The organism is Streptomyces sp. Je 1-79 (assembly GCF_025195125.1).
In the GTDB taxonomy this organism is placed as follows: domain Bacteria; phylum Actinomycetota; class Actinomycetes; order Streptomycetales; family Streptomycetaceae; genus Streptomyces.
Genome location: NZ_JAMGSL010000001.1, coordinates 369,955 through 393,274 on the forward strand (window position 1 = coordinate 369,955; position 23,320 = coordinate 393,274).

Sequence of the window (23,320 nt, forward strand, 5' to 3'; positions counted from 1 at the left end):
AGGACCGGCCAGAGGCAGGGCGCGGCGCGGGCCGCCGTGTCCTGCCTCGTCACGCCGCCGTTGCGCCAGAGTTTCGATCGCACTGATCGAAAGATCGCTATTTCGATCCCTGACGTTGACTCCGATCGGTCTGCTCGTCACTATTCATGGCGCTGCAACCTCCTGTTTCCGCCCGCACACCCTGGAGGCCCCGTGACAACGACGTCGTGGTCCCGCCGTTCCTTCCTGTCCGCCGCCATCGGCGCCGCCCTGGCGGCAGGCGTTCTGGAGGCGCCGCCCGCCCTCGCCGCGGACGCCTTCGACACGCTCCGCCTGAGATGGCGTGAACTCCTGCTCGGTACCGGCTTCGGCGCGAGCGACCCGCTCTACGCCGGCCGGCTCGGCGACCTGGGCGCCAAGGCCGCCTCGTACCGCTCCTCGACGGCACCGTCCAGCTCCTCGCTCTGGCCGGACCTGCCCTACTCCTCCGTCTCGGGAGACCCGGTCTCCGCCACCTACAACCGGCTCAAGACCATGGCGCTCGCCCACGCCCAGCCCGGCACCGGACTCACCGGCGACGCCTCGCTCGCCGCGGACGTCGTCGCCGGCCTCCAGCACGTCCACGACGGTGTCTACAACGCCTCGTTCACCCTGCCCAGCGGCAACTGGTGGTGGAACGCCCAGATAGGCGCCCCCGGAGCGCTCCTCGACACCTGCGTCCTGATGTACGGCAGCCTGTCGGCGGCGCAGACGGCGGCCTACTGCGCCGCCGTCGACCACTTCGTCCCCGACAGCCAGCTCGACGTGGGCGCCCCGCACGGTGAGAGCGCCAACCGCGTCGACTTCTGCAAGGTCGTCGCCCTGCGCGGAGTCGTCGGCAAGAACTCCGCGAAGATCGCCCGCGCCCGAGACGGCCTCTCCCCGGTCTTCCCGTACGTCACCACGGGCGACGGCTTCTACCGTGACGGATCGTTCATCCAGCACAGCCACACGCCGTACACCGGCTCGTACGGCGCCGTCCTCCTCAGCGGCCTCGCCTGGCTCTTCGCGCTGCTCGGCGGCTCCTCCTGGGACATCACCGACCCGGACAAGCAGCTGATGCTCGACTCGGTCGAGCGCTCCTTCGCCCCGTTCCTCTACAACGGCGTCCTCATGGACGCGGTCGGCGGACGGGCCGTCAGCCGGGGCCTCTCGGCCTCCAGCACCAACGGTTTCGTCGGTGGGGACCACGGCCGCGCGCAGGGCGTCATGGCCGCCGTCCTGATGCTCGCGATGGGAGCGAGCGCCGCCGAACGCACCCGCTGGCGCGGCATGGTGAAGGGCTGGCTCCAGCGCGACTACTACCTGACCCTGGAGACCAACCCCTCCCTCGACGTCGCCTCCCTCTCCCGGCTGAAGGCGGCGCGGGACGACACCGCCCTCACCGCCGTCGCCGAACCGGTCGGTCACCGCGTCTTCGGCTCCATGGACCGGGCCACCCACCGCCGCCCGAACTGGGCCGCCGCCCTCTCCATGTCCTCCACCCGCGTCGCCTTCTACGCCTTCGGGAACCAGGAGAACAAGCGCGGCTGGCACACCGGGTCCGGCATGCTCTCCTGGTGGAAGGAGACGACGCTCGGGCAGTTCACGGACACCTTCTGGCCCACCGTCGATCCGTACCGGCTGCCCGGCACCACCGTCTCGAAGAAGACGCTCGCGGACGGAGCCGGCGGGGACTTCGGCGCGCCACGGCCGTCCTCGACCTGGGCGGGCGGCGCGAGCGACGGAACGTACGCCGCCCTCGGCATGGACATCCGCGGCCTGCAGTCCACCCTGGGCGGGCGCAAGGCGTGGTTCTTCCTCGACGACGCCGTCGTCTGCCTCGGCGCCGGCATCGGCTGCGCCGACTCCACCGGCGTCGAATCCGTCGTGGAGAACCGGAACCTCGGCGCGACGGGTACGCACACCCTCACCGTCGACGGAGTCGCCATGCCGGCCACACAGGGCTGGTCGGCCACCCTCACCGGCGCCCGCTGGGCCGCCCTCGCGGGCGTGGGCGGGTACGTCTTCCCCGGCGGCGCCACGGTCAAGGCGCTCCGGCAGGCACGCACCGGAGCGTGGAGCGACATCAACGGGCTCTCCGGCTCGACGACGCCCTTCACCCGCCGCTATCTGACGCTGTGGTTCGACCACGGCACCGACCCGTCGGGCGCCGGCTACTCCTACATCCTGATGCCGGGCGCCGACAGCGCGGCCACGGCGGCCCGGGCCGCCGACACGGCCTGGATGAGCGTGCTCGCCAACTCCGCCAACCAGCAGGGCGTCCACGTCCCCTCGCTCGGCTTCACGGGCGTCAACTTCTACGGCAGCGGCACCGTCGGCGCCCTCACCTCCACCGGGGCCGCCTCCGTCGTGGTCAGGGAGAGCGGCACGACCGCCACGGTCTGCGTCGCCAACCCGACGCAGACGCTCACCAGCCTGGACATCACCTGGAACCGCGAGGTCACCGGCGTCGTCTCCAAGGATCCCTCGGTCGCCGTCCTCGCCACCGGTCCCTCGCTGAAGCTGCGCGTGGACACCTCGGCGAAGGCGGGGGCGACCCAGCGGATCACCGTCGCCCTCGGCTGAACGGGCCCGCCGGGAACACCGAAGGGCCCCTGCCGCCCACGCGGCAGGGGCCCTTCGGCCGGACGGGTCAGGAAGGAAGCGCGAACGCGTAGTCGAGCTGACCCCGGCCGGGGTCGATCCTCAGGTCGGTGACCTCCAACGGCCGGTCGAACTGGTCGTGGACGAACTGCCGGACGGCGAGCCACATCCGCTCGCAGCCCGACCTGTCCACCCGCACCCGGTCGCGCCGTACGGGATGCAGGCCGGACTCGGCCATCCACAGGTACAGATGGCGGAGGTCCGGCTCGGACGGGGCGGCCCGACCGCGCACCCGCCGCATTCGCCGGCCCAGCCGGGGCACCTGGGCGAGCGCGGTGGGTGAGAAGTACGAGACCGACTCCTGGACGGTCTCCCCGCACAGCAGGGTGAGCTCATGCCGGTGGACGAGCGTGGGCCGCTCCGGGGAGAGGCCGAGCAGCGCCTCGACCGGCGGCGGCACCGGTTCGTACGACAGCCGGGCGCGGGAACGGACGGCCAGGCCCTCGAAGGTTCCGCCGACCGGGAACAGCGGCTGGGGACGCGGACCCGCGACCGGTCGCGTGGGGGCGCCACATCCGGTGTACGTGTAGGTGCCCGACCGGTCGGTGTGCACCAGGCCGCGGGCGCGCAGGTGCTCCAGCGCGCGCCGCAGGGTCTGCCGGGTCACCCCCAGCGAGGTGGCGAGCACACGTTCGGCGGGGATCCTGCGGAGCCCGGAGGCCTCGCCTCCGGCGCGCTGGGCGTCCTTGATGATCTGCTCGGCCAGCCGCATGTACAGCGGTACGGCCCCGGAAGGTGCGCCGGGCACGGTCTTCCTTTCTTCGGTGAGGGCGGGTCAGCCGGCGCCGTGGCCGCGGTAGAGCTCGATCTCGCCGTCGAGTTCGAGGGCGAGGACGGTGGCGTGCGGATCGCAGAGAGTCGGGGCGTCGACGCGTACGACACCGGGGACCCGGCGGGAGGGGAAGCCGCCGACGACGCGGTGGCCCAGCTCCTCCCCGGTGCCGAGGACGGAGATCTTCCGTACCGCGTTCTGCAGGCCCCGCACTTCGACGAAGCGGCGCGGGGGGTCGAAGCAGACGAGGAAGAGGGTGCGGCGGTCGCGGGAGAGCATCGACGGGCCGTAGTGGTGCCCGTAGGGCATGCCGCGCTCCGTCGGGTGGACCGCCTCCTGGTGACGGCGGATCCACCGGCCCAGCCCTTCGAGCCGGTCGGCGTGCTCGGGCGCGATCGTGCCGTCCTCCCGAGGCCCGGTGTTGAGGAGGAGATTGCCGCCGTGGCCGACGGTCTCGGTGAAGACCCGGATCAGCTCCGTCACGGACTTGTGTCCGGTGTCCCGCGGCTGGTGGCCCCAGGCGTCGCCGATCGTGTAGCAGAGCTCCCAGGGCCCCTCGGGCGGGACGATCGGCACCCCGAGCTCGGGCGTCGCGTAGTCGCCGTGGCCGAGCATCCGCCCGTTGAGCACGGTGCGCGGCCGGCGTTCGAGGATCTCCTCGCGGAGCTCCTTCATCCGCCACTGGCGTTCGTCGCGCTCCCAGGCGCCGTCGAACCACAGCAGATCGGGCCGGTACCGCGAGAGGAGCTCCCGGATCTGCCCCCGGTGCACGTGTTCGAGGAAGTGCTCCCAGCGCTCGGGCTCCTCCTCTCCGGGCGCGGGCATCGCGAAGCGGTTGTCCACCCAGGGCCGGTGCAGGGAGGACGGCCGGACGGTCGGGTAGTCCGGATGGCTCCAGTCGGAGTGGGAGAAGTACAGGCCGACGCGCAGGTCGTGGCGGCGGAGCGCCTCGGCGAACGGACCGACGAGGTCGCGCGCCGCCGGCGTACGGGCGGCGACGGACAGCTCCGTCCGCTCGGTGTCCCACAGCGCGACGCCGTCGTGGTGCTTGGTGGTGAGCACCGCGTACTTCGCACCGGCCCGCGCGAAGAGGCGTGCCCAGTCCTCGGGGCGGTAGCGGGAGGCGGTGAACCCTCCGAGCTGCTTCATGTAGGCCTCGCGGGTGAGGTCCCCGCCGAAGAAGGACCAGGACTCGGGGACGCCGTCCACGGCGTAGATCCCCCAGTGGACGAAGACGCCGAGTTTCGCCTCGGTGAACCAGGGCTGCATGGTCACGCCGATCGCTCCAGGTCCTCGCGGCGTACGGCGTGGGCGAAGGGGCGCCCCGCCGCGTACCGGGCCAGCTCCTCCACGGCCAGATCGGCCATCCTGCGCAGCTCCGTTCCGAACGAGCCCGCGAAGTGCGGGGTGAGCAGGACGTTCGGCAGGTCGTAGAGGGGAGAGTCGGCCGGCAGGTGCTCGGGGTCGGTGGTGTCGAGCACGGCCCTGATGCGGCCCGAGGCCAGTTCTTCGGTGAGGGCCGCCTGGTCGACGAGCGAGCCGCGCGAGGTGTTGACGAAGGTGGTGCCGTCCCGCATCAGGGCGAGCCGGCGCCGGTCGATCATGTGCCTGGTCTCCGGGCTCTCCGGCGCGTGGAGACTGACGACGTCACAGACCGCGCAGAGTTCGTCGAGGGAGACCGGGCGCACGCCGAGCCGCCGCGCCTCCTCCTCGCTCAGATACGGGTCGTGCACGACGAGGTCGAGGGAGTACGGGGCGAGCAGTTCGACGACCCTGCGCCCGATGCGCGAGGCTCCCACGATCCCCACGGTGCGGCGGTAGTTGCCCACGTCGGGGTAGCGGGCGCGCCAGTCCTGTCCACCGCGGACGCGGCGGTACTCGTCCCGTACCTCCAGGACGCGCTTGTTGGAGAAGAGGATCGCGGCCACCGTGTACTCGGCCACCGGCAGGGCGTTGGCCGCGGCGGCGGAGGAGACCACGACGCCGCGGTCCCAGCAGGCTTCGGTGATGTGCCGGCGGACCGATCCGGCGGCGTGGACCACGGCCCTGAGCCTCGGGGCGGAGGCCAGGACCCCTGCGTCGATCTCGGGGCAGCCCCAGGAGGTGAGGAGCACTTCGGTGTCGCGCAGGGCGCTGAGCACGTCGGCTCGGCCGAAGTCGTCGGTGACCAGCCCGGTGTCCACCTCGGCGACCTGGGCGAGCCGGCGCAGGGCGCGTTCGTCCAGCAGCGAGGGAGCCAGGTCGGGGGCCATGGCGAGGAGGAGCCGGGGGCGACGAGGTGTCGCCGCCCGCTCGTGCGCCGGATGGCTGTGCGGAAGCATGGCGGTCATGGCGCGACCATATTGATCGCTCATTCGGTCGTCAAGATCGATCGAGCGATCGCTCGGAATCGCGCGTGGTGATCGGACGAGTAGGGTGATCCGCCAGGGGTGGAGCGCGACTCAGGACAAACGGGAGACGGTGTGCGGTACACGGTGGACGAACGCCATGAGCGGATCGTGGAGCTCGTACGGGAGTACGGCAGCCTGCGTGTGGCCGACCTGGCCGAGCACCTGGGAATCTCCGCGGTCACGGCGCGCAGGGACGTGGAGGCGCTGGCGTCCGAAGGGCGTCTGGACCGGGTCCGCGGGGCCGTCCACTGGCCGGGCACCCCCGTGCCGCAGGGCCGCACGCGGCAGCCCCTCCCCGAGGTCCGCGCCGCCGAACGCGGGCCGGAGCCGCAGGACGTGGTCATCGGCATGGTCGTCCCGCAGTCCAGGCACTACTTCGGAGAGATCGTCCGAGGGGCCAGGGAGGCCGTCACGGCGGCCGGCGGCAGGCTGGTCCTCGGCTACTCCAACTACCAGCTCGACCAGGACGCGGCGCAGATCCAGCGCATGCTGGAGGCGGGCGTCCACGGCCTGCTGCTCACGCCCAGCTGGCCGAGCGGGACCGGGGGATCCGAGAGCGAGGACGACATCGCCGTGCCCGCGGTCCTCCTCGAGCGCCGGGGTGAGGTCGGGACCAGGGCCGCCGGTCTCGACCGTGTCTGCACCGATCACGCGGGCGGCGCCGGCCTCGCGGTGCGGCACCTGGTGAAGCTGGGGCACGAGAAGATCGCCCTGGTCGCCGGGGACAGTCCGACCATGGTGCAGATGCGGGTCGGCTACGAGGAGGCGCTACGGGCCCTCGGGGTCACAGCCCCGGCGGTCGAGCCCATCGTGCTGGAGCCCGGCGATCGCGCTCCGGCCAGCATCGACGCCGCCGCGGAGCGGCTGTCCCACCTGGTCGCCAAGGGCAAGGTCACGGCCGCGATCGTGCTGAGCGATACCGACGCCATCCTGCTGCTCCAGAGCCTGCGTGGACTCGACGAGCGCGTCCGGGTCCCCGAGGACCTCGCCCTGGTCGCGTACGACGACGATGTGGCGGCCCTCTCCGACCTGCCGCTGACGGCGGTGGCGCCGCCGAAGTTCGAGGTGGGCGAGACCGCCGCCACCCTGCTGCTCCAGCGTGTGCGTGAGCGCGCGACGGGAGCGGCGCCGGGTGCCCGACGGCACCTCGATCTCCTCCCCGAGCTGCGGGTGCGCGCCTCCTGCGGCGAGTCCGCCAAGGGAAACTCGGAGGACGTCTAGGCCCTGTCGTCGAAATGGCCTAGAGGAAACCTGGAAGAAAGAGCGATCGATCACTCTGATCGTTAGATCGAAATATCGATCCCCCTCTTGACTGTGATCGCTCCGATGGCCAAAATTCGATGCGTCGCACCGGGCCACTCGTGAAGCTTCCGGGCGATGTCGTCACAAGCCGCCCGGGACAGGCGGATACACGCGTCCCACCGGAGCCGAACACGAGTGTGCCCTGGCGCCGCTCGACCGTGTCCGTACCCCTGCCCACACCTCCCGTAGGGGAGAGGTGTGCGCATCGGCGGACGCGTGGGCCGCCGGAGGCATGAAGAGGGGAGCTGCATGTCCGTGACACTCAAGGACCGGGAGGCGCGCCGACAGGCGCCCGCCGCCGGCCCTCCGAAGGGGACGGCGTCCCGGCCCCGGGGCCGACTGGCCCGGCTGCGCAGGGACGGGGCCCTCCTGCTGCTGATGCTCCCGGGCGTGCTGTACTTCCTCGTCTTCCACTACGGGGCGATGTTCGGCAACGTCATCGCGTTCAAGGAGTACGTGCCGTTCCTCGGCATCGACGGCAGCCCCTGGGTGGGCTTCGCGAACTTCCAGACGCTGTTCGGCGACGGGGCCTTCTGGGCCGCGGCCTTCAACACCCTGTCACTGTCGTTCCTGCAGATCGTCTTCTTCTTCCCGCTGCCGCTCGCCCTGGCCATGCTGCTCCACAGCGTCAGCCGCGGGAACGTGCGCAAGTTCGTCCAGAGCGTCGTCTATCTGCCCCACTTCATCTCCTGGGTGATCGTGGTCGCGCTCTTCACCCAGGTCATCGGCGGAGACGGGCTCCTCAACGGGCTCTTCGGCGAGGACGACGGCAGCCATCTGATCGACGTCTTCGGCAACCCCACGGCGTTCCAGCCGCTCATGGTCGTCGAGTTGATCTGGAAGGACTGCGGCTGGGGCACGATCATCTTCCTCGCCGCCCTGCACAACGTGGACGAGGCGCTCTACGAGGCCGCAGCCATCGACGGGGCCGGGCCCTGGCGCCGGTTCTGGCACGTCACGCTGCCGGCGATCCGCCCGATCGTCATCCTGCTGCTGATCCTGCGCCTCGGCGAGATCCTGAACGTCGGCTTCGAACAGATCCTGTTGCAGCGCGACGTCTTCGGACCCGAGACGGCGGAGGTCATCGACACCTTCGTCTACTACCACGCGGTCACCGACGGCATGTGGGGCGTCGCCGCCGCGGCGGCCCTCTTCAAGGGCGTCATCGCCGCCGTCCTCGTCTTCGCCGCGAACAAGATCGCCCATCGCATGGGCGAGCAGGGGGTGTACCGATGAGCCCGGACCTCGACGACCGGCAGACCGTCCGGCCGAGCGGGAGCTCCCACCGCCCGGCCTGGATGGAGAAGCCCCGACCGGTCACCCGGATCGCCAAGGGCCTGGCCCTGGTGCTGACCGTGGCCATGGTCCTCGTCCCCTTCTGGACCGTCCTCGCCACCAGCTTCGCCCCTGACCGGCAGATCGTCGAGAACGGCGGCTGGGCGTTCTGGCCGGACGAATGGACACTCAAGGCGTACGCCAAGGTCTTCGCCAACGAGAACACCACCCACTCCATGCTCGTCTCGGCGGGTGTCGCGGTCGTCGGCACGGCGCTCAGCCTGGCCTGTACCGTGTTCCTCGCCTACGCGCTCGCACGGCCCGGTGTCGTCGGCGGCAAACCGGTCATGCTGCTCATCCTCTTCACCTTCCTCTTCCCGCCCGGCATCATTCCGAGCTTCCTGGTCGTCCACGAACTCGGACTGCGCAACACCTACTGGGCGCTTTTCCTGCCCGTTCTCGTCAACGCCTTCAACCTCGTGGTCGTGCGCGGTTTCTTCCAGGGAATTCCCGAGGAACTGTACGAGGCGGCGCGGCTCGACGGGGCCGGAGAGATCCGCACGCTCTTCCAGGTCGTTCTGCCGCTCTCCAAGGCGGTCATCGCCGTGGTCGGCCTCTTCTACGCCGTCGGCTACTGGAACGATTTCTTCCGGGGCGTGATCTATCTCGACGACAGCTCCATGTGGCCCCTGCAGACCGTGATGCGCGGATACGTGACCCAGGGGCAGGGCCTTTCCGATACGCAGGCCGTCGACGAGACCCTCGTCCAGGCGCCCCAGACGATCAAGATGGCCATCGTCATGGTGGCCACGGTGCCGATCCTCTGCGTCTACCCCTTCATTCAGCGCTATTTCGCGAAGGGCGTCCTCACCGGCGCCATCAAGAGCTGACTTCCCCGCAGCTCCGCACCGCAAGAAACCTCTCTCCCCCAGTCGGGGGCTTCACCAAGGGACCGTTCTCATGAGCACTGGTGTATCGCGCAGAAGAGTTCTGCAGACCATCGGCATCGGCACCGCCCTGGCCGCCACCGGCGTCTCCCTGTCGGCCTGTTCCACGTCCGGCGGAGGCGGCAAGGAAGCCGGCAACAGCGGCAAGGACCTGGCTCCGTTCCCTGCCTACGTGCCGTTCGCAGGTCCGAAGCCCGACCTCGCCGGCACCGAGCAGGGCGTCCAGGCCGCCTATCTGAGCTACCCGTCTGAGCTGACCCGGTCGGTCCAGGAGAAGCCCGGCGACGGCAAGAAGATCACGGCGTGGTTCCTGTCCTGGGGCTCGACGCCCGTGCCCCGGGAGAAGAACACGTTCTGGCTGGCGGTCGAGGCGGCGCTCGGCGTCGAGCTGGAACTCACGGTCGTCCCCGCGATGGAGTACGAGACCAAGCTGGCCACCCTGATGGCCAGCGGCGACATGCCGGACATCCTGCAGGTCGTCGCCGCCCCCAACGAGGCGCAGTTCGTCCTCAACAAGTGCGCCGACCTCACCGAGCACCTCTCGGGCGACGCAGTCAAGCAGTACCCGAACCTCGCCAACATACCGACGTACGCCTGGAAGGCCGCCGGCCGCTTCGGCGGCAAGCTCTACGGTGTCCCGGTCGAGCGACCCCTGATCGGTCACGGACTCATCGCCAACCAGGAGAAGTTCAAGGCAGCGGGCATCTGGGTGCCCGAGGCCGGCGGGCTCGACGCCGACGCCTTCACCAAGGGCCTGAAGCAGCTCAGCGTCAAGGGCAAGTACGGTCTGGGCGCCTCCCAGATCGGCGCGTACGGCTTCAACTCCTTCATCGCCAACCACGGCTCGCCCAACATCTGGTCGGTCCAGGACGGCGCCTTCGTCAACTACATCGAGACCGACGAGTTCAAGGCCGGTCTGGAGCAGATGGTCAGGTGGCAGAAGGACGGCGTCTTCCGCCGTGACGCCCTGAGCGTGGACGGCGGCGCCTACAGCCTGGAGTTCTACAACGGCACCACCTACTCGCAGTCCAATGCCTTCGGCGGCTACAGGGGCGCCGTGCTCGCCGTCAAGGACGGCTTCACCGTCGACATGGCGCGCCCCTTCAAGCCGGCCAACGGCGCGTCCCCCAAGCACTGGCTGGGGTCCGGCATCTACGGCTACACGGTGCTCAAGAAGGCGCCCAAGGAGCGCATCGAGCTGCTGCTGCGGGTGATGAACTACCTGGCCGCGCCGTTCGGCACCGAGGAGTACGAACTCGTCAACCACGGCGTCGAGGGCACCCACTTCACCCGGGGCAAGGACGGCGGCCCGGTCGTCACCAAGTTGGCCGCCGAGGGCGGCGACGGTCCGGCGAACCTCCCGCTCACCTTCCTCGCGGGCCCGCCGCAGGCGCTCTACCTCCCCGACCAGCCCGAGGCGACCCGGCGCTACCACGTCTACCAGCAGGAGATGATCCCGCTCGGCGTGGCCAGCGCGCACTACGGACTGCGCTCGAACGAGTGGGCCAACAGCGAGCGCGGCCTGGTGAAGCAGCGTGAGGACGCGATCAACGCCGTCGTCACCGGAAAGCGCAGCCTCTCAGACTGGGACGCCGTGGTGAAGGAGTTCAAGGCGAAGGGCGGCGCCAAGGCGGCCGAGTCCCTCGCGAAGGAGTACGCGGCCGCCGGCAAGTGACCCCGGCGCGGTACCGCCTGAGCACCGTCCCGACCGCGTCGCGCGGTCGCCCGAGCACCGACCCCGACCGCGTCGCGCCGCACCGCCCGAGCGCCGACCCCGACCGCGCCCGTCGGGAGCGGTGCTCGGGCGTGTGAGGCCCCACCCCGTTTCCCCGTACCGACGGAGCACGCCCTTGACCTCCCCCACGGCGGCGCCCTTCGCCGCGCAGCGCGCCCGCTGGCGGGACCTGCTGCTCGGACCCGGCCACGACGCGACCGAGCCCCGCTTCGCCCGCCGACTGGCCGAGCTGGGTACGGTCGCGGCCGCGTACCTCGCGACGATGGACCCCGCCGAGGGGCATCTCTGGCCCGGCCATCCGTACCACGAGGGACACGGTATCCACCTCGGAGCCGGGTACCTCCGCCTGCGGACCATGGCCCTCGCCCACGCCCATCCCGGCACCGGCGTCACGGGGGACGAGAAGCTGGCGGACGGCATCCTCCGTGGCCTCGACCATGTCCACGACCACATCTACAACAGCGCGTACGAGAAGCCCGCGAGCTGGTGGTGGTGGTCGCAGGTCGGCGCGCCCCAGGCCATGCTCGACACCTGCGTGCTGCTGTACGACCGACTCGGGGACGAGCGGATCGCCCGCATCTGCGCGGCCGTCGACCGGGCTCTGCCGCGCACGCGCCTGGACCGGTACGAGGGCCAGAGCACCGGCGCGAACCGGGTCGACTTCTGCCGGACACTGGCCCAGCGGGGCGTGCTCGGCGACAGCGCCACCGCGCTCACGCACGCCAGGGACGGCCTCGACCCGGTCTTCCCGCACGTCACCGAAGGAGACGGCTTCTACGCCGACGGTTCCTTCGTCCAGCACCGCACGGTCGCCTACACGGGCGCGTACGGTGCCGTGCTGCTCGAAGGCCTGGCCACGCTCTTCACCCTGCTCGACGGCACCCCCTGGGAGGTGACCGGCCCCGGGCGGCAGCTCGCCCTGGACACCGTCGAGCACGCCTTCGTCCCGTTCGTCCACGACGGGGTGCTCGACGCGAGCGTCTGCGGCCGCGGCATCAGCAGGCGTCTCACCGGCCGGGGCGTCGACCTGATGCCCGTACGGGACCACGGCCCGGCCCAGTCCCTGATGGCGGCCGTCATGGTGCTGGGGGAGTGCGCGAGCCCGGCCGAACGGGCCCGCTGGCGGGGCATCGTGAAGGGCTGGCTGCGGCGCGACACGTTCCTCCGCGTCGCCGACAACCCCCGGCAGGGGATCGCCGACTTCACGCGCTTCGTCTCCCTGCTCGACGATCCGTCCGTCGACCCGCTGCCCGAACCCGCCGGCCACCGGCTCTTCCCGACGATGGCGCGCGCCGTGCACCGGGGCCCGGGCTGGGCCGCGTTCCTCAGCATGTCCTCGTCCACCATCGCCTTCTACGAGTGCGGGAACCAGGAGAACACCCGGGGCTGGCACACCGGTTCGGGCATGCTCAGCTGGTACGCAGGGGACAGCGGCCAGTACGCCGACGCCTACTGGCCCACCGTCGACGCGTACCGGCTGCCCGGCACCACCGTGTCCACCCGTGCCCTCGCCGACAACGAGGGCGGCGAGTGGGGAGCCCGGTGTCCGGACACGGTGTGGGCCGGCGGCGCCACCGACGGCCGGTTCGCGGCCGTCGGACAGGACACCCGTGGTCTCTCCAGCAGCCTGCGGGCCAGGAAGTCGTGGTTCTTCACCGACGACGCCGTGATCTGTCTGGGAGCCGGGATCCGGGCCGGGGACGGTGTCCCCGTGGAGACCGTGGTCGACAACCGCCGGCTCGGGGCCGGCGAGGCACCGGCGCTGGCGGTCGACGGCGTGCCGCAGCCGCGCACCCTGCCGTGGCACGGGACGTTTCCCGCCGCCCGCTGGGCGGCACTCGACGGCCACGGTGGATTCGTGTTCCCCCACGGCGCGACCCTGCGCGTGCTGTGCGAGGAGCGGACGGGACGCTGGAGCGACATCAACCGCCTCGTGGGCTCCGACGAGGAGATCCGCCGGAGCTACGCCACCCTGTGGCTCGACCACGGCACCGATCCGTACGCCGCGACGTACGCGTACGTCCTGCTGCCGGGCGCGGACGCCCGGGCCACCGAGGAGCGTGCCCGGACCGGCGACTGGCTGAGGATTCTCGCCAACGAGCCGGGCGCGCAGGGGGTGAGCGTCCCCGCGCTGGGGCTCACCGCGGTGAACCTCTGGACCCGGGGGTCCGCCGGCCTCGTCGCCTGCGACGCGCCGGCCTCGGTCCTGGTGCGGGAGGACGGCACCGGAGCCGCCGCCGTCCATGTCGCGGACCCGACCAGGACCGCGGGGCGGCTCGTCGTCACCTGGCGCCGACCGGTGGCGCGCGTACGCTCCCACGACGCGGCGGTCCGTGTCCTGGTCACGGGGGAGAGCCTGACCTTCGAGGTCGACACCCGAGCCGGGAACGGCGCCACCCACCGGATCGACGTGACCCTCGGCTGAGGGGTCCGCCCGTGCCCCCCGAGCCGGTCAGTCCGTGTCCAGGCCCGCGCGGTAGGCCACGCGGGCCGCCTGGACCCTGCTGTCCGCCCCCAGTTTGGCCAGGACCGCGCTGACGTACCCCTTGACCGTCCCCTCCGTGGTGCCGAGTTCGGCCGCGATGTCGCTGTTGGTGAGCCCCCGGGAGAGCAGCCGCAGGACATCGAGCTCGCGCCCGGTGAGCGAGTCGAGCCGGTCCTGCTCCTCGGGAGCGAGCGCGGGCGAGCTGCGGGCGAGTCCGTCCACCAGGCGCCTGGCCACCGGCGGGCCGAGGGCGGCCCGGCCGCCGTGGACGTCGCGGACCGCGCGCAGCAGCTCGTCCGGCGGAGTGTCCTTGAGCAGGAAGCCGGAGGCCCCGGCACGCAGCGCCGTCCGTACCTGCTCGTCGTCGTGGAAGGTGGTGAGCATCAGCACCTTCGGCGGCTCCGGCAGCGCCAGCAGCCGGGGGAGGGCGGCCATGCCGTCGGCCCCGGGCATCCGGATGTCCAGGAGAACCACGTCCGGCCCGGTCTCCTCGGCCCGGGCCAGGGCCTCGTCCCCGTCCGCGGCCTGGCCGCACACCTCGATGTCACCGCTGGCCTCGATGATCCACAGCAGTCCGCGCCGGGTGATCTCGTTGTCGTCGGCGAGCAGGACACGGATGCTCATGGCGCTCCTCGTGAAGGTGCTGCCCGGCGGTGGGGGATGAAGGCCGAGATCAGGAAGCCGTCGTCGTGCGGCCCCGCGGTCAGTGTCCCGCCGAGCAGGGCGACGCGCTCGGCCAGGCCGACGACTCCGTTCCCGCCGCTGGGCAGATCGGGCGACTCGGGACGCGTGGGAGCCGTGTTGGCGATGTCGAGGTGTACGCCGTCGGCCCGGCAGGCGACGTCCACCCGCACGGTGGCCCCGGGAGCGTGCTTCGCGGCGTTGGTCAGCGCCTCCCGCACGATCCGGTGCAGGGCCCGCTGCACAGGGAGCGGCAGGATCTCCGGATGGCCGTTCACCCGCAGCTCCACCTCCTGGCCGCGCTCGCGGGCGTGTGCCACGAGGGCGGACAGCTCCTCCGGTTCCGGCCCGGACGGCACCGCGGCCCGTACGACCGCCGCTGCCCCGGCAGGCCCTCCGGCCGTCACCCGGGCGGGAGCGAGCACGCCGAGGATCTCGCGGAGTTCCTCCAGCGCCTGCCGGCCGTCGGACCGGATCAGCTCCGCCGTACGGGCCGCCTCCGGCACCCCTGCGGCCGGGCCCGACTCCAGGGCACCCGCCGCCAGCACCATGTTGCTCACCCGGTGGCCGACCACGTCGTGCATCTCCCGGGCGATCTCGGCCCGCTCCTCGGTCCGCGCCCGCTCGTCCATGAGCCGGTTCTCGCGCTCCAGGTCGGCCACCCGGGCCTGTACGGCCGCCGTCAGATCGCGCCGTACACCCACCGCGTACCCGACGGCCAGCGGTCCGACGATCGCGGCCAGCGCGTACGCGGCCTCCCGGATCCCGGCGTCCGGCAGCCCTCCGCGCAGTCCCGCGAGACCGGCGGCGAACCCGGCCACGCCGTACGCGAAGAGCACCTTCAGCCGTCGGTCCAGGCTGCCGACGGTGTACATGGCGGCGGCCAGCGCCACCGGGGTGAAGGACACCACGTGCATGACCGTCACGAACACGGCCACCAGATGGGGCCATCGTCTGCGCCACCACAGACTGAGGCCGACCGCCGCCGCACAGGCGGCGATCACCGGTGTCGGCAGGCCGGTCAGCAGACCGCTGGACGGCTTCACCCAGGAATCGACGATGCCGAGCGCGACGACCACCGCGGTGACCAGGGCGTCGACGCGCCGCGGAGGCCAGCGGGAGAGCGGCGTAACGGCCATGCCGCCACGGTAGTCAGCGGGGGTGCCCGGAGCACGGCGAGCCGCCGCGGCCCTCACCCGTACGGTCCGTCAGCGGGGGTGTCCGGGGCACGGCGAGCCGCCGCGGCCCTCACCCGTACGGTCCGTCCCGTCGCCCGCCCCCGCGATCCGGGCGAACATGGGGCCATGAGGCTCAGCTCATGATCACGGTCCTCGTCGCGGACGACGACTCCGCCGTGCGCGACGGGCTGCGGGCGATCATCGACTCCGCGCCGGACCTGCGCGTGGTCGCGGAGGCGTGGGACGGCCACTCCGCGGTCGACCGCGCGAGCCGTCTGCTTCCGGACATCGTGGCGATGGACGTGCAGATGCCGGGCATGGACGGGATCACCGCGACCCGGCGGCTCGGAGAGCTGCCGACGCCGCCTGCCGTCCTCATCCTCACCACGTTCGGCCGTGACGAGTACGTCGAGCAGGCCCTCGCGGCCGGGGCGGTGGGGTACCTCGTCAAGGACACCCCACCGGCCGAGCTGCTCGGCGCCCTGCGCAGCGTCGCCGAGGGCCATGCGGCGTTCGGCTCCACGGTGACCGGCCACGTCATCGACCTCACCACGCGGGACGGGGGCCGGACGACCGCCGAGGAGGACCCGCGTGTCGCCTCGCTGACCGCCCGCCAGACCGACGTGCTGCGGCTGGTCGGACGCGGGCTCTCCAACGCGGACATCGGGGCCGAACTGGGGATGACCGAGGGCACGGTCAAGGCACACGTCACCCAGCTCCTGTCCCGGCTCCAGGTGTCCAACCGGGTCGAGGCGGCCCGGATCGCGTACCGCTCGGGCCTCTCCACGGACGACGGCTGACGGCTGCCCCCTGTCGAAAGTCAGCGGTCGCACCCCTCTTTCGAGAGGCGGGACCCCGCGATCCGCGGGTGACGATGGAACGGATGCCGTGCGCAGACTGTCCCCCCACCCCTCCGCACGGCATCGCCCGTACACGGCGGCAGGCATCGGTGGGGGAGAAGCCCGGTCGACATGTCCCTCACGGAAATCCCGGCTGCACGCAGGACCTGGGTCCTGGCGCAGGCCAGCCCGCTGAGCCACTGCATCACCGGCCTGATCGTCCCCGCGCTCGGCGGCACCGTGCTCGTCCAGCGAGACGCTCCCGCCTCGCTGCTCGACGGACTGGTCGTCTCCGGCCTGGACGCCCGCTCGCTCCTGCCGGTCCTCGACCCGGAGCAGGGGATCGCGCACTGCGTACGGCCCGAGGACCTGGCCGCGGCGGCAGCGGAGCGGAGCGACGTGGCAGCGGCCCTGGTCGTCTCGCCCACGCGGTACGGCGCCGTGGCCGACGTCCGGGCACTGGCCGACGCGGCGCATGCCTCGGGGGTACCGCTGATCGTCGACGAGAGCCGGCGCTCCCCGCTCTTCGGGCGCCACCCCGGGCTCCTGCCCGACGCCCTCGCGTACGGCGCGGACCTCTCGGTCTCCTCGGGTCCCGCTCCCGTGCTGCGGCTGGGCGACGGGCCGCACGCCGAACTGCTGCGGCCGCTCGTCGAGCGTGCCGTGGACCTGACCCGGCAGACCGGCTGCGACTCCCTCCCCGCGCGCTCGCTCGCCCGGGACTGGGACCACGTCCTCGCCTCACTGGAGACGGCCGCCGCGATCGGCGCGGGTGTCCGCAAGGAGAGCCGCTTCTCGCTCGTCGCCGACGGTTTCGGCGACGTCCCCGCGATCGCCGGCGCCGACCCGCTGAGGATCGCGGTCAACACCCGCGTCGGAGGGGTGCCGGGCCGTGAGGCACACCGTCTCCTCGACCGGGCGGGCCTGGGCCGCGCCGTCGTGGGCGCGACCGAGACCGTGCTCACCTTGGCACTGGGCGAGGGAACCGAGCCGGACGCCGAGCGGCTTCTCGACACGCTGCACGCACTGCCGGCAGGCGCCGCGGAACCGGCGGAGCCGCTACGGCTCGCCCTCCCCGAACCCGGCCCCGGCCGGCTCACCCTCCGGGAGGCCTTCTTCGGCCACCACCGCGTCGTGGACTGCGCCGAGGCGGTGGGCATGGTCTCCGCCGCCCGGGTCACCGCCTGCCCGCCCGGCGTACCGGTGCTCCTGCCCGGTGAGGTCGTCACCGCCGAGGCGGTCGCCTTCCTCCGACTCCTGGCCCGGTCGCGAGGAGGCCGGATCCGAGGCGCCGCCGACGCGGGCGCCACGACGCTCCGGGTGGTGCAGGAGCCGACCGGTCTCTGGTGAGCGCCGCGGAGCGGAACGACACGCTCCGGGACGTCAAGGCTCCGTGGTCCCCCTCGCGGAGAAGGCACCGGGAATTCTGGTGATCCACATCACGCGCCGACCCGCGGCGGGGTGCGCCCCAATTCCGGCGCGTCCGCATGACACGCATAGACCGTCACCGAACTCACGGGTAAGGCAGCACGCCGTACCAGCGCCCGGTGCGCATCACGTTCGGGAAACATTTCGCCGAATTCCCGCCGCCGATACGGAGTGTTAGCGTCCATCGCCGCGAAGCCGAACGGAGAACGGAGGGAATGTGGCTCACCTGCACCATTTCGGGGCCGGTTGGATTTCCCCGGTCCTGGCCTACGCGATGGCCTGCGTCGGATCCGCCCTCGGACTGCGTTGTACCGTCCGGGCATTGGCCACCCAGGGCCGCTCACGCCGCAATTGGCTGCTGACGGCATCCGCCGCCATCGGATCGGGCATCTGGACCATGCATTTCATCGCGATGCTCGGCTTCGGCGTCGCGGGATCCGCGATCCGCTACGACGTGCCGCTCACCCTCCTCAGCCTCCTCGTGGCCATGGCCGTGGTGGGCGCGGGGGTCTTCACCGTCGGCTACGGCCGCTCCCGCGCCCTCTCCCTGCCGCTCGGCGGCCTCGGGACCGGGATCGGCGTCGCCGCCATGCACTACCTCGGCATGGCGGCGCTCCGGCTGAACGGCGACGTCGGCTACGACCTGCCCCTGGTGGTCCTGTCCCTCGCCATCGCGGTCGTCGCGGCAACCGCCGCGCTCTGGGCGGCACTCGCGGTCCGGGGCGCCTCCGGTGCGGTGATCGCCTCGCTGGTCATGGGCGCCGCCGTCAGCAGCATGCACTACACCGGCATGGCCGCCGTGCGGATCACGATCGGCCCGACCCGCGCGGTGCTCGACGGTGCCACGGCGATGGACTTCGTCTTCCCGCTCGCCGTCGTACTCGGCTCCTTCCTCTTCCTGGCCTCCGCGTTCGTCGCCCTGTCGCCGACGACGAGGCAGGCCGGCGGGTCCACCGCGGTCACCGGGGGCGCGGGGGCCGGCCTGCCGCCCGCCGCCGACCCTTCCGCCGGATGAGCGCCGCACCCGCCCCCGACCGCAACTCCCCGCTCCCGACTGCTTCGAGGAACCGATGAGCGCCATGCTGGTGCCCCGCTCGATCCGGGCGAAGACCGTCTGCCTCCTGATGGTCCCCGCCGTCTCCCTGATGGCACTGTGGGCGTTCGCGACCGTCACCACGGCACGCAACGTCTCGGAACTGAACCGCTTCGAAGAGGCCAACACCACGCTGCTGAAGCCGGTGGACTCCGTCGTCGCCGCCGTGCAGGCCGAACGCGCGGGAGCCCTGCGCCGGCTCGTCGGTTCCGCGGAACGCACGGAGTCCCAGGGCGGCCGCGAGAAGGACACCGACGCCGCCGCCACCGCGCTGCGCCGAGGCGCCCAGGAGAGCACCCTGGACGTCCAGGGCATCGACGGGGGTTTCGCGGGACGCGTCGACCGCCTCGTCGCGGAGCTCGACGGCCTGGGCGCGCTGCGCGAGCAGGCACGGCGCCCCGGCGGCGGGTGGAGGGCCGTCTACGACGCGTACGGCAGCGTGATCGACCGTGCCCTCGCGCTCCAGGGTTCCCTCGCCGCGTTGCACGACGCCGAGCACGCCTCGGCCGCCCGGGTCGTCCACGAGCTGGCCTGGGCCCGCGAGATGATCGCCCGCGAGGACGCCCTGATGGGTGCCGCGCAGGCGGCGGGCCGTATGGACCCCGCGCAGTACCAGGAGTTCGTCGGCTCGGCCCACACCGGGCGGAGGCTGCTCGCGACGGCCGTGGACGACCTGCGGCCGGTGGACGCCGCCACGTACCGGACCGTCCTGGCGGGAGCCGAGATGAGCGCCGTGCGGACCGTCGAGGACAGGCTTCTGGCCGCCGGCAGCGCGTCGGGCGCCCGGACCGTGACCGAGGCCGCCCGCTGGCAGGAGCCGGCCGGCGCGGTCCTTCAGCAGCTGGGCGCGGCGCAGACGGAGGCGAGCACGGCCTCGGCGGAGAGCGCCGACCCGCTCTCGTCCGCCGTCCTCGGCGGCTCCGGGATCGCCGTCGCGCTCGGACTCGTCGGCGTACTGCTCTCGCTCCTCATCTCGGTACGGATCGGCCGGGGCCTCGTCGGCGAGCTCACGGACCTGCGCGACGGCGCCCTCACGCTCGCCGAACGCGAACTCCCCGAGACCATCCGGCGGTTGCACGCGGGCGACACCGTCGACCTGGCCACCGTGGCGCCGCCGCGCGACCACCGCGACGACGAGATCGGCCAGGTCGGCGCGGCGCTCGCCGCCGTCCACCGGGCCGCGGTCGAGTCGGCGGCGGAACGAGCCCAGGTGCTCCACGGAATCTCCGGCGTCTATGTGAACCTGGCCCGCCGCAGCCAGGCACTCCTCCACCGCCAGCTCACCCTGCTGGACACCATGGAGCGCCGCAACGAGGACCCGGTGGAGCTGGAGGACCTCTTCAGGCTGGATCACCTGACGACCCGTATGCGCCGGCACGCCGAGAGCCTGATCATCCTCGCGGGTGCCGCGCCGGGCCGCGGCTGGCGGCGCCCCGTCGGCCTGATGGACGTGGTCAGGGCCGCCGTCGCCGAGGTCGAGGACTTCGGCCGGGTGGAGGTCCACGACATCCCCGGCGTACGGCTGCACGGCGCGGCGGTCGCCGACCTCACGCACCTCGTCGCCGAACTCGTCGAGAACGCCACCGCCTTCTCGCCGCCCCACACCAAGGTCGAGGTGCGAGGCCAGCGGGTGGGGTCCGGGGTCGTGCTGGAGATCGAGGACCGGGGCCTCGGCATGAGCGCCGAGGGGTTCGCCGAGGCGAACGACCGGATCGAGGACTCGGGCCGTATCGACCTGCTCGACAGCGGACAGCTCGGCCTCTTCGTGGTGAACCGCCTCGCGCACCGGTTGGACGCACGTGTGGGGCTGCGGCCTTCGGTGTACGGCGGCGTCGTCGCCGTGGTCCTGCTGCCGACGGCCCTCCTCGGCGAGGCCGCGCGGGAGACGCACCAGGACGAGCCCGCCACCGGCACCGGACTGCCCCACCGTCGCCCGGGGCGGCACGCCGCCCGCCCGCACGCCGTCCGCGACGCGCCGCCGGCGGACGAGAGGGCGACGCCCCCAGCGCCCCCGCACCCCCCAGCGCCCCCGCACCCCCCAGCGCCCCCGCACCCCGCAGTGCCTCCCCGCCCCCCAGCGCCCGCGCAACGCGTGGAACCCGTGGAGACCGTGGTCCCCGCCGCGCCGTGGCAACCCTCCCTCGGCGACCCGCCCTCCGGGGCGCCGTCCGGCGACAAGGCCCCCTTGCCGCGCCGCGCACGCCGCCGCGACCTGGAGGCAGAGGACATCCGGGAGACGTACGAACCGCCGAGGGACCCAGGTCCCCGCCGCTCGCCGGAGCAGGCGCGCGCCACCATGGCGTCGTTCCGCGCCGGCTGGGCCCGCGGCACCGTGGACCGCCCGGCGCCGCCGGGACCGGCCGACGAGGACAAGCCAGAACGTGAAGGAGAGAGCCGATGAACGGCAACGGCAATCTGTACCGGTCAGGTGACCTCGGCTGGCTGTTGGAGGAACTGGTCGCCCATGTGCCGGAGATCAGACATGTGATCGTGCTCTCCGGCGACGGGCTCCCGGTCGGTACGTCGGCCCGGCTGACCCGGGACGACGCCGAACGGTTCGCCGCCATCGCCTCCGGCTTCCACAGCCTCGCCAAGGGAACCGGCCGTCATTTCGGCGCCGGGGGAGTCATCCAGACCCTGGTCGAGCTGGAGGACGGTTTCCTCTTCGTCGTCGCCGCGGGCGAGGGCTCGTGCCTCGCGGTGTTCAGCGAGGCGAGCGCGGATGTGGGCCTCGTGGCCTACGAGATGGCCCGGCTGGTGAAGCGGGTCGGCGCCCATCTCGGCACACCGGTACGCGGGGGAGCGCCCGCCGTGTCACGCGTCGATGAGTGAGGACGGCCGACGCTGGTACGACGACGAGGCCGGGCCGTTGGTGCGCCTCTACGCGATGACCTCGGGCCGTGCGCGGCCCGCCGGCGGTGAGCCGTTCGATCTGATGACCCTCGTCCACGGCTGCCGTCCGCCGGAGCGCGCACCGCTGCTCTCGCCGGAGGAGGCGCTGCTCCACCGGCTGTGCACGGCGCGACCGCACCCCGTGGCCGACATGGCCTCCGACGCGGGGCTGCCGCTCGCCGTCGCACGGGTGCTGCTCGGGAACCTGCTGCAGGCCGGTCTCATCCGCGTCACCCCGCCCGTCCCTCCCGCCCAACTCCCCGACCCGCGCATCCTCAAGAGAGTGATCGATGGACTCCGAGCCCTCTGACGTCCCCTTCGTCGCCCTGAAGATCCTCGTCGCCGGCGGATTCGGGGTCGGCAAGACCACCCTGATCGGATCGGTCAGCGAGATACGGCCACTGAACACCGAGGAGATCCTGACCGAGGCCGGCCGTCCGACGGACAGCCTGGACGGCGTCGCGGAGAAGCGCACGACGACCGTGGCCCTGGACTTCGGACGCATCACGCTCTCCGACGACCTGGCCCTCTACCTCTTCGGCACGCCGGGGCAGAACCGCTTCTGGTTCCTGTGGGACGAACTCGCCCGGGGCGCCCTGGGCGCGGTGGTCCTCGCGGACACGCGCCGACTGGTGGACTCCTTCCCCGCGATCGACTACTTCGAGCGCCGTCGCCTGCCCTTCGTCGTCGCGGTCAACTGCTTCGACGGAGCCCGGGACTACAGCGCGCGGGAGGTCGCGGACGCGCTCGACCTGGACCCGGGAACACCGGTGGTCCTGTGCGACGCGCGGGAACGGGAGTCGGGCAAGGAAGTCCTCATCTCCCTGGTCCAGCTGGCCGGCGGGCAGGGCTGATGGGACGGTCCTGTGGGCTACGGCTCGACGAGCCGCCGCGGGTGCTCAGTCTCGGGGTCGGGGTCCACGGCACGACGAGTCCGGTCGACGTGTTCCGGCTTCCGGACCTGTGGCAGCTGCACCTCTACCGGTACACCGCCGAACTCGTCGTCGACGGCGTGCTCCACGTCATCCGGCCGGGGTACGTGAGTCTGGTGCCGCCGGGGGCGGAGGTGCGTTACCGCTACCGCGGGCGGTCCGAGCATCTGTACGCGCACCTGAGCCTCTCCGGTACGGGGGAGGCGGTCACCGTGCCCGTCGTCCAGGACGCGGGTGCGCGGACCCCGGTCCTCTCGGAGCTGCTGCTGCGGGCGATCGCGGTGGCTCCGCGTGCTCCGCGCAGGGCGGACGCGGAGGTCTGGACAGCGTTGTGGGAGGTGGCCGAACTGGCCGAGCCGGTGGGGCGCGAGAGCGGTCCGCACGCCTCGCTCGCCGCCGCCGTCGCGTACATCGAGTCGCATCTCGCGGAGCGGCTCCTCGTCCCCGAGGTGGCGCAGGCCGCGGGTGTGTCGCACAACCATCTGCTGCGGCTCTTCCGCGCCGAGACCGGCACCACCGTCGTGGCGTACATCCGTCAGCGGCGTATGGAGCGGGCACGGCACCTGCTCCGCGCGTCGACCCTGTCGATTCCCGCGGTGGCGGCGGCGGTCGGGATCGACGATCTGCAGGCGTTCAACAAGGCGTGCCGGCGCGAACTGGGCGTGTCTCCACGCGCGGTGCGCGCCGGTGGGTGAGCGAACCGGGCG

General features: G+C 72.3%; 19 protein-coding genes. 14 read left to right on the forward strand and 5 right to left on the reverse strand.

Annotation, left to right across the window (positions count from 1 at the left end; translation table 11 throughout):
- Positions 1-192: 192 nt before the first annotated feature.
- Entirely contained in the window at positions 193-2,586 is a 2,394-nt protein-coding gene (locus tag M5362_RS01455) for a polysaccharide lyase 8 family protein (protein ID WP_260225368.1), read from the forward strand.
- A 67-nt stretch (positions 2,587-2,653) separates the two neighbouring features.
- Here M5362_RS01455 and M5362_RS01460 read toward each other — a convergent pair whose 3' ends face one another.
- The 3 genes from M5362_RS01460 to M5362_RS01470 are packed head-to-tail and all read right to left on the reverse strand — an operon-like array spanning position 2,654 to position 5,757.
- The gene (locus tag M5362_RS01460; RefSeq protein WP_260225369.1) at positions 2,654-3,412 is read right to left on the reverse strand and encodes a GntR family transcriptional regulator; all 759 of its coding nucleotides are present in this window, start codon (positions 3,410-3,412) and stop codon (positions 2,654-2,656) included.
- Positions 3,413-3,439: 27 nt separating this feature from the next.
- A complete protein-coding gene (locus tag M5362_RS01465; protein ID WP_260225370.1) occupies positions 3,440-4,711 on the reverse strand; it encodes an alpha-L-fucosidase in 1,272 nt (423 codons plus the stop codon).
- On the reverse strand, positions 4,708-5,757 hold the full coding sequence (locus M5362_RS01470) for a hydroxyacid dehydrogenase (RefSeq protein WP_374214394.1): 1,050 nt from the start codon (positions 5,755-5,757) through the stop codon (positions 4,708-4,710). Before M5362_RS01470 ends, M5362_RS01465 begins: the two co-directional genes overlap by 4 nt.
- Before the next feature lie 141 nt (positions 5,758-5,898).
- Between M5362_RS01470 and M5362_RS01475 the strand changes: the two genes are divergently transcribed.
- The 5 genes from M5362_RS01475 to M5362_RS01495 all read left to right on the forward strand — a co-directional run bounded on the left by M5362_RS01475 (position 5,899) and on the right by M5362_RS01495 (position 13,510).
- Positions 5,899-7,047 carry a LacI family DNA-binding transcriptional regulator gene (locus M5362_RS01475; RefSeq protein ID WP_260225372.1) on the forward strand — a complete coding sequence of 383 codons (1,149 nt, stop codon included), beginning with the start codon at positions 5,899-5,901 and terminating at the stop codon, positions 7,045-7,047.
- 330 nt (positions 7,048-7,377) lie between these two features.
- Positions 7,378-8,364, forward strand: coding sequence for an ABC transporter permease (locus tag M5362_RS01480; protein WP_374214384.1), 987 nt, complete (start codon positions 7,378-7,380; stop codon positions 8,362-8,364).
- A complete protein-coding gene (locus M5362_RS01485; RefSeq protein ID WP_260225373.1) occupies positions 8,361-9,293 on the forward strand; it encodes a carbohydrate ABC transporter permease in 933 nt (310 codons plus the stop codon). The genes M5362_RS01480 and M5362_RS01485 overlap by 4 nt, the downstream gene beginning before the upstream one ends.
- 70 nt (positions 9,294-9,363) lie before the next feature.
- Positions 9,364-11,025 (forward strand): extracellular solute-binding protein, encoded by a 1,662-nt coding sequence (locus tag M5362_RS01490; RefSeq protein WP_260225374.1) that lies wholly within the window; start codon positions 9,364-9,366, stop codon positions 11,023-11,025.
- A 175-nt stretch (positions 11,026-11,200) separates the two neighbouring features.
- Positions 11,201-13,510, forward strand: a complete 2,310-nt coding sequence (locus M5362_RS01495; protein ID WP_260225375.1) for a polysaccharide lyase 8 family protein — start codon at positions 11,201-11,203, stop codon at positions 13,508-13,510.
- Between the two features lie 27 nt (positions 13,511-13,537).
- Here M5362_RS01495 and M5362_RS01500 read toward each other — a convergent pair whose 3' ends face one another.
- Complete coding sequence (locus tag M5362_RS01500; protein WP_260225376.1) at positions 13,538-14,194, reverse strand: response regulator transcription factor; 657 nt, start codon at positions 14,192-14,194, stop codon at positions 13,538-13,540.
- Complete coding sequence (locus M5362_RS01505) at positions 14,191-15,390, reverse strand: sensor histidine kinase (protein WP_260225378.1); 1,200 nt, start codon at positions 15,388-15,390, stop codon at positions 14,191-14,193. The genes M5362_RS01500 and M5362_RS01505 overlap by 4 nt, the downstream gene beginning before the upstream one ends.
- 179 nt (positions 15,391-15,569) lie before the next feature.
- On the opposite strand from M5362_RS01505, the gene M5362_RS01510 reads away from it, so the two are divergent.
- The 8 genes from M5362_RS01510 (at position 15,570) to M5362_RS01545 (ending at position 23,308) form a co-directional block, all read left to right on the forward strand.
- The gene (locus M5362_RS01510; RefSeq protein ID WP_260225379.1) at positions 15,570-16,229 is read left to right on the forward strand and encodes a response regulator transcription factor; all 660 of its coding nucleotides are present in this window, start codon (positions 15,570-15,572) and stop codon (positions 16,227-16,229) included.
- Between the two features lie 171 nt (positions 16,230-16,400).
- On the forward strand, positions 16,401-17,618 hold the full coding sequence (locus tag M5362_RS01515) for an amino acid decarboxylase (RefSeq protein WP_260225380.1): 1,218 nt from the start codon (positions 16,401-16,403) through the stop codon (positions 17,616-17,618).
- Positions 17,619-17,913: 295 nt separating this feature from the next.
- Positions 17,914-18,711, forward strand: coding sequence for an MHYT domain-containing protein (locus tag M5362_RS01520; RefSeq protein WP_374214385.1), 798 nt, complete (start codon positions 17,914-17,916; stop codon positions 18,709-18,711).
- A 55-nt stretch (positions 18,712-18,766) separates the two neighbouring features.
- Entirely contained in the window at positions 18,767-21,190 is a 2,424-nt protein-coding gene (locus M5362_RS01525; RefSeq protein ID WP_260225381.1) for a nitrate- and nitrite sensing domain-containing protein, read from the forward strand.
- Complete coding sequence (locus M5362_RS01530; RefSeq protein ID WP_260225382.1) at positions 21,187-21,621, forward strand: roadblock/LC7 domain-containing protein; 435 nt, start codon at positions 21,187-21,189, stop codon at positions 21,619-21,621. The genes M5362_RS01525 and M5362_RS01530 overlap by 4 nt, the downstream gene beginning before the upstream one ends.
- On the forward strand, positions 21,614-21,991 hold the full coding sequence (locus M5362_RS01535; RefSeq protein WP_260225383.1) for a DUF742 domain-containing protein: 378 nt from the start codon (positions 21,614-21,616) through the stop codon (positions 21,989-21,991). Before M5362_RS01530 ends, M5362_RS01535 begins: the two co-directional genes overlap by 8 nt.
- Complete coding sequence (locus M5362_RS01540) at positions 21,972-22,535, forward strand: ATP/GTP-binding protein (RefSeq protein ID WP_260225384.1); 564 nt, start codon at positions 21,972-21,974, stop codon at positions 22,533-22,535. The genes M5362_RS01535 and M5362_RS01540 overlap by 20 nt, the downstream gene beginning before the upstream one ends.
- Positions 22,535-23,308 (forward strand): AraC family transcriptional regulator, encoded by a 774-nt coding sequence (locus tag M5362_RS01545; protein ID WP_260225385.1) that lies wholly within the window; start codon positions 22,535-22,537, stop codon positions 23,306-23,308. Before M5362_RS01540 ends, M5362_RS01545 begins: the two co-directional genes overlap by 1 nt.
- Positions 23,309-23,320 lie beyond the last annotated feature (12 nt).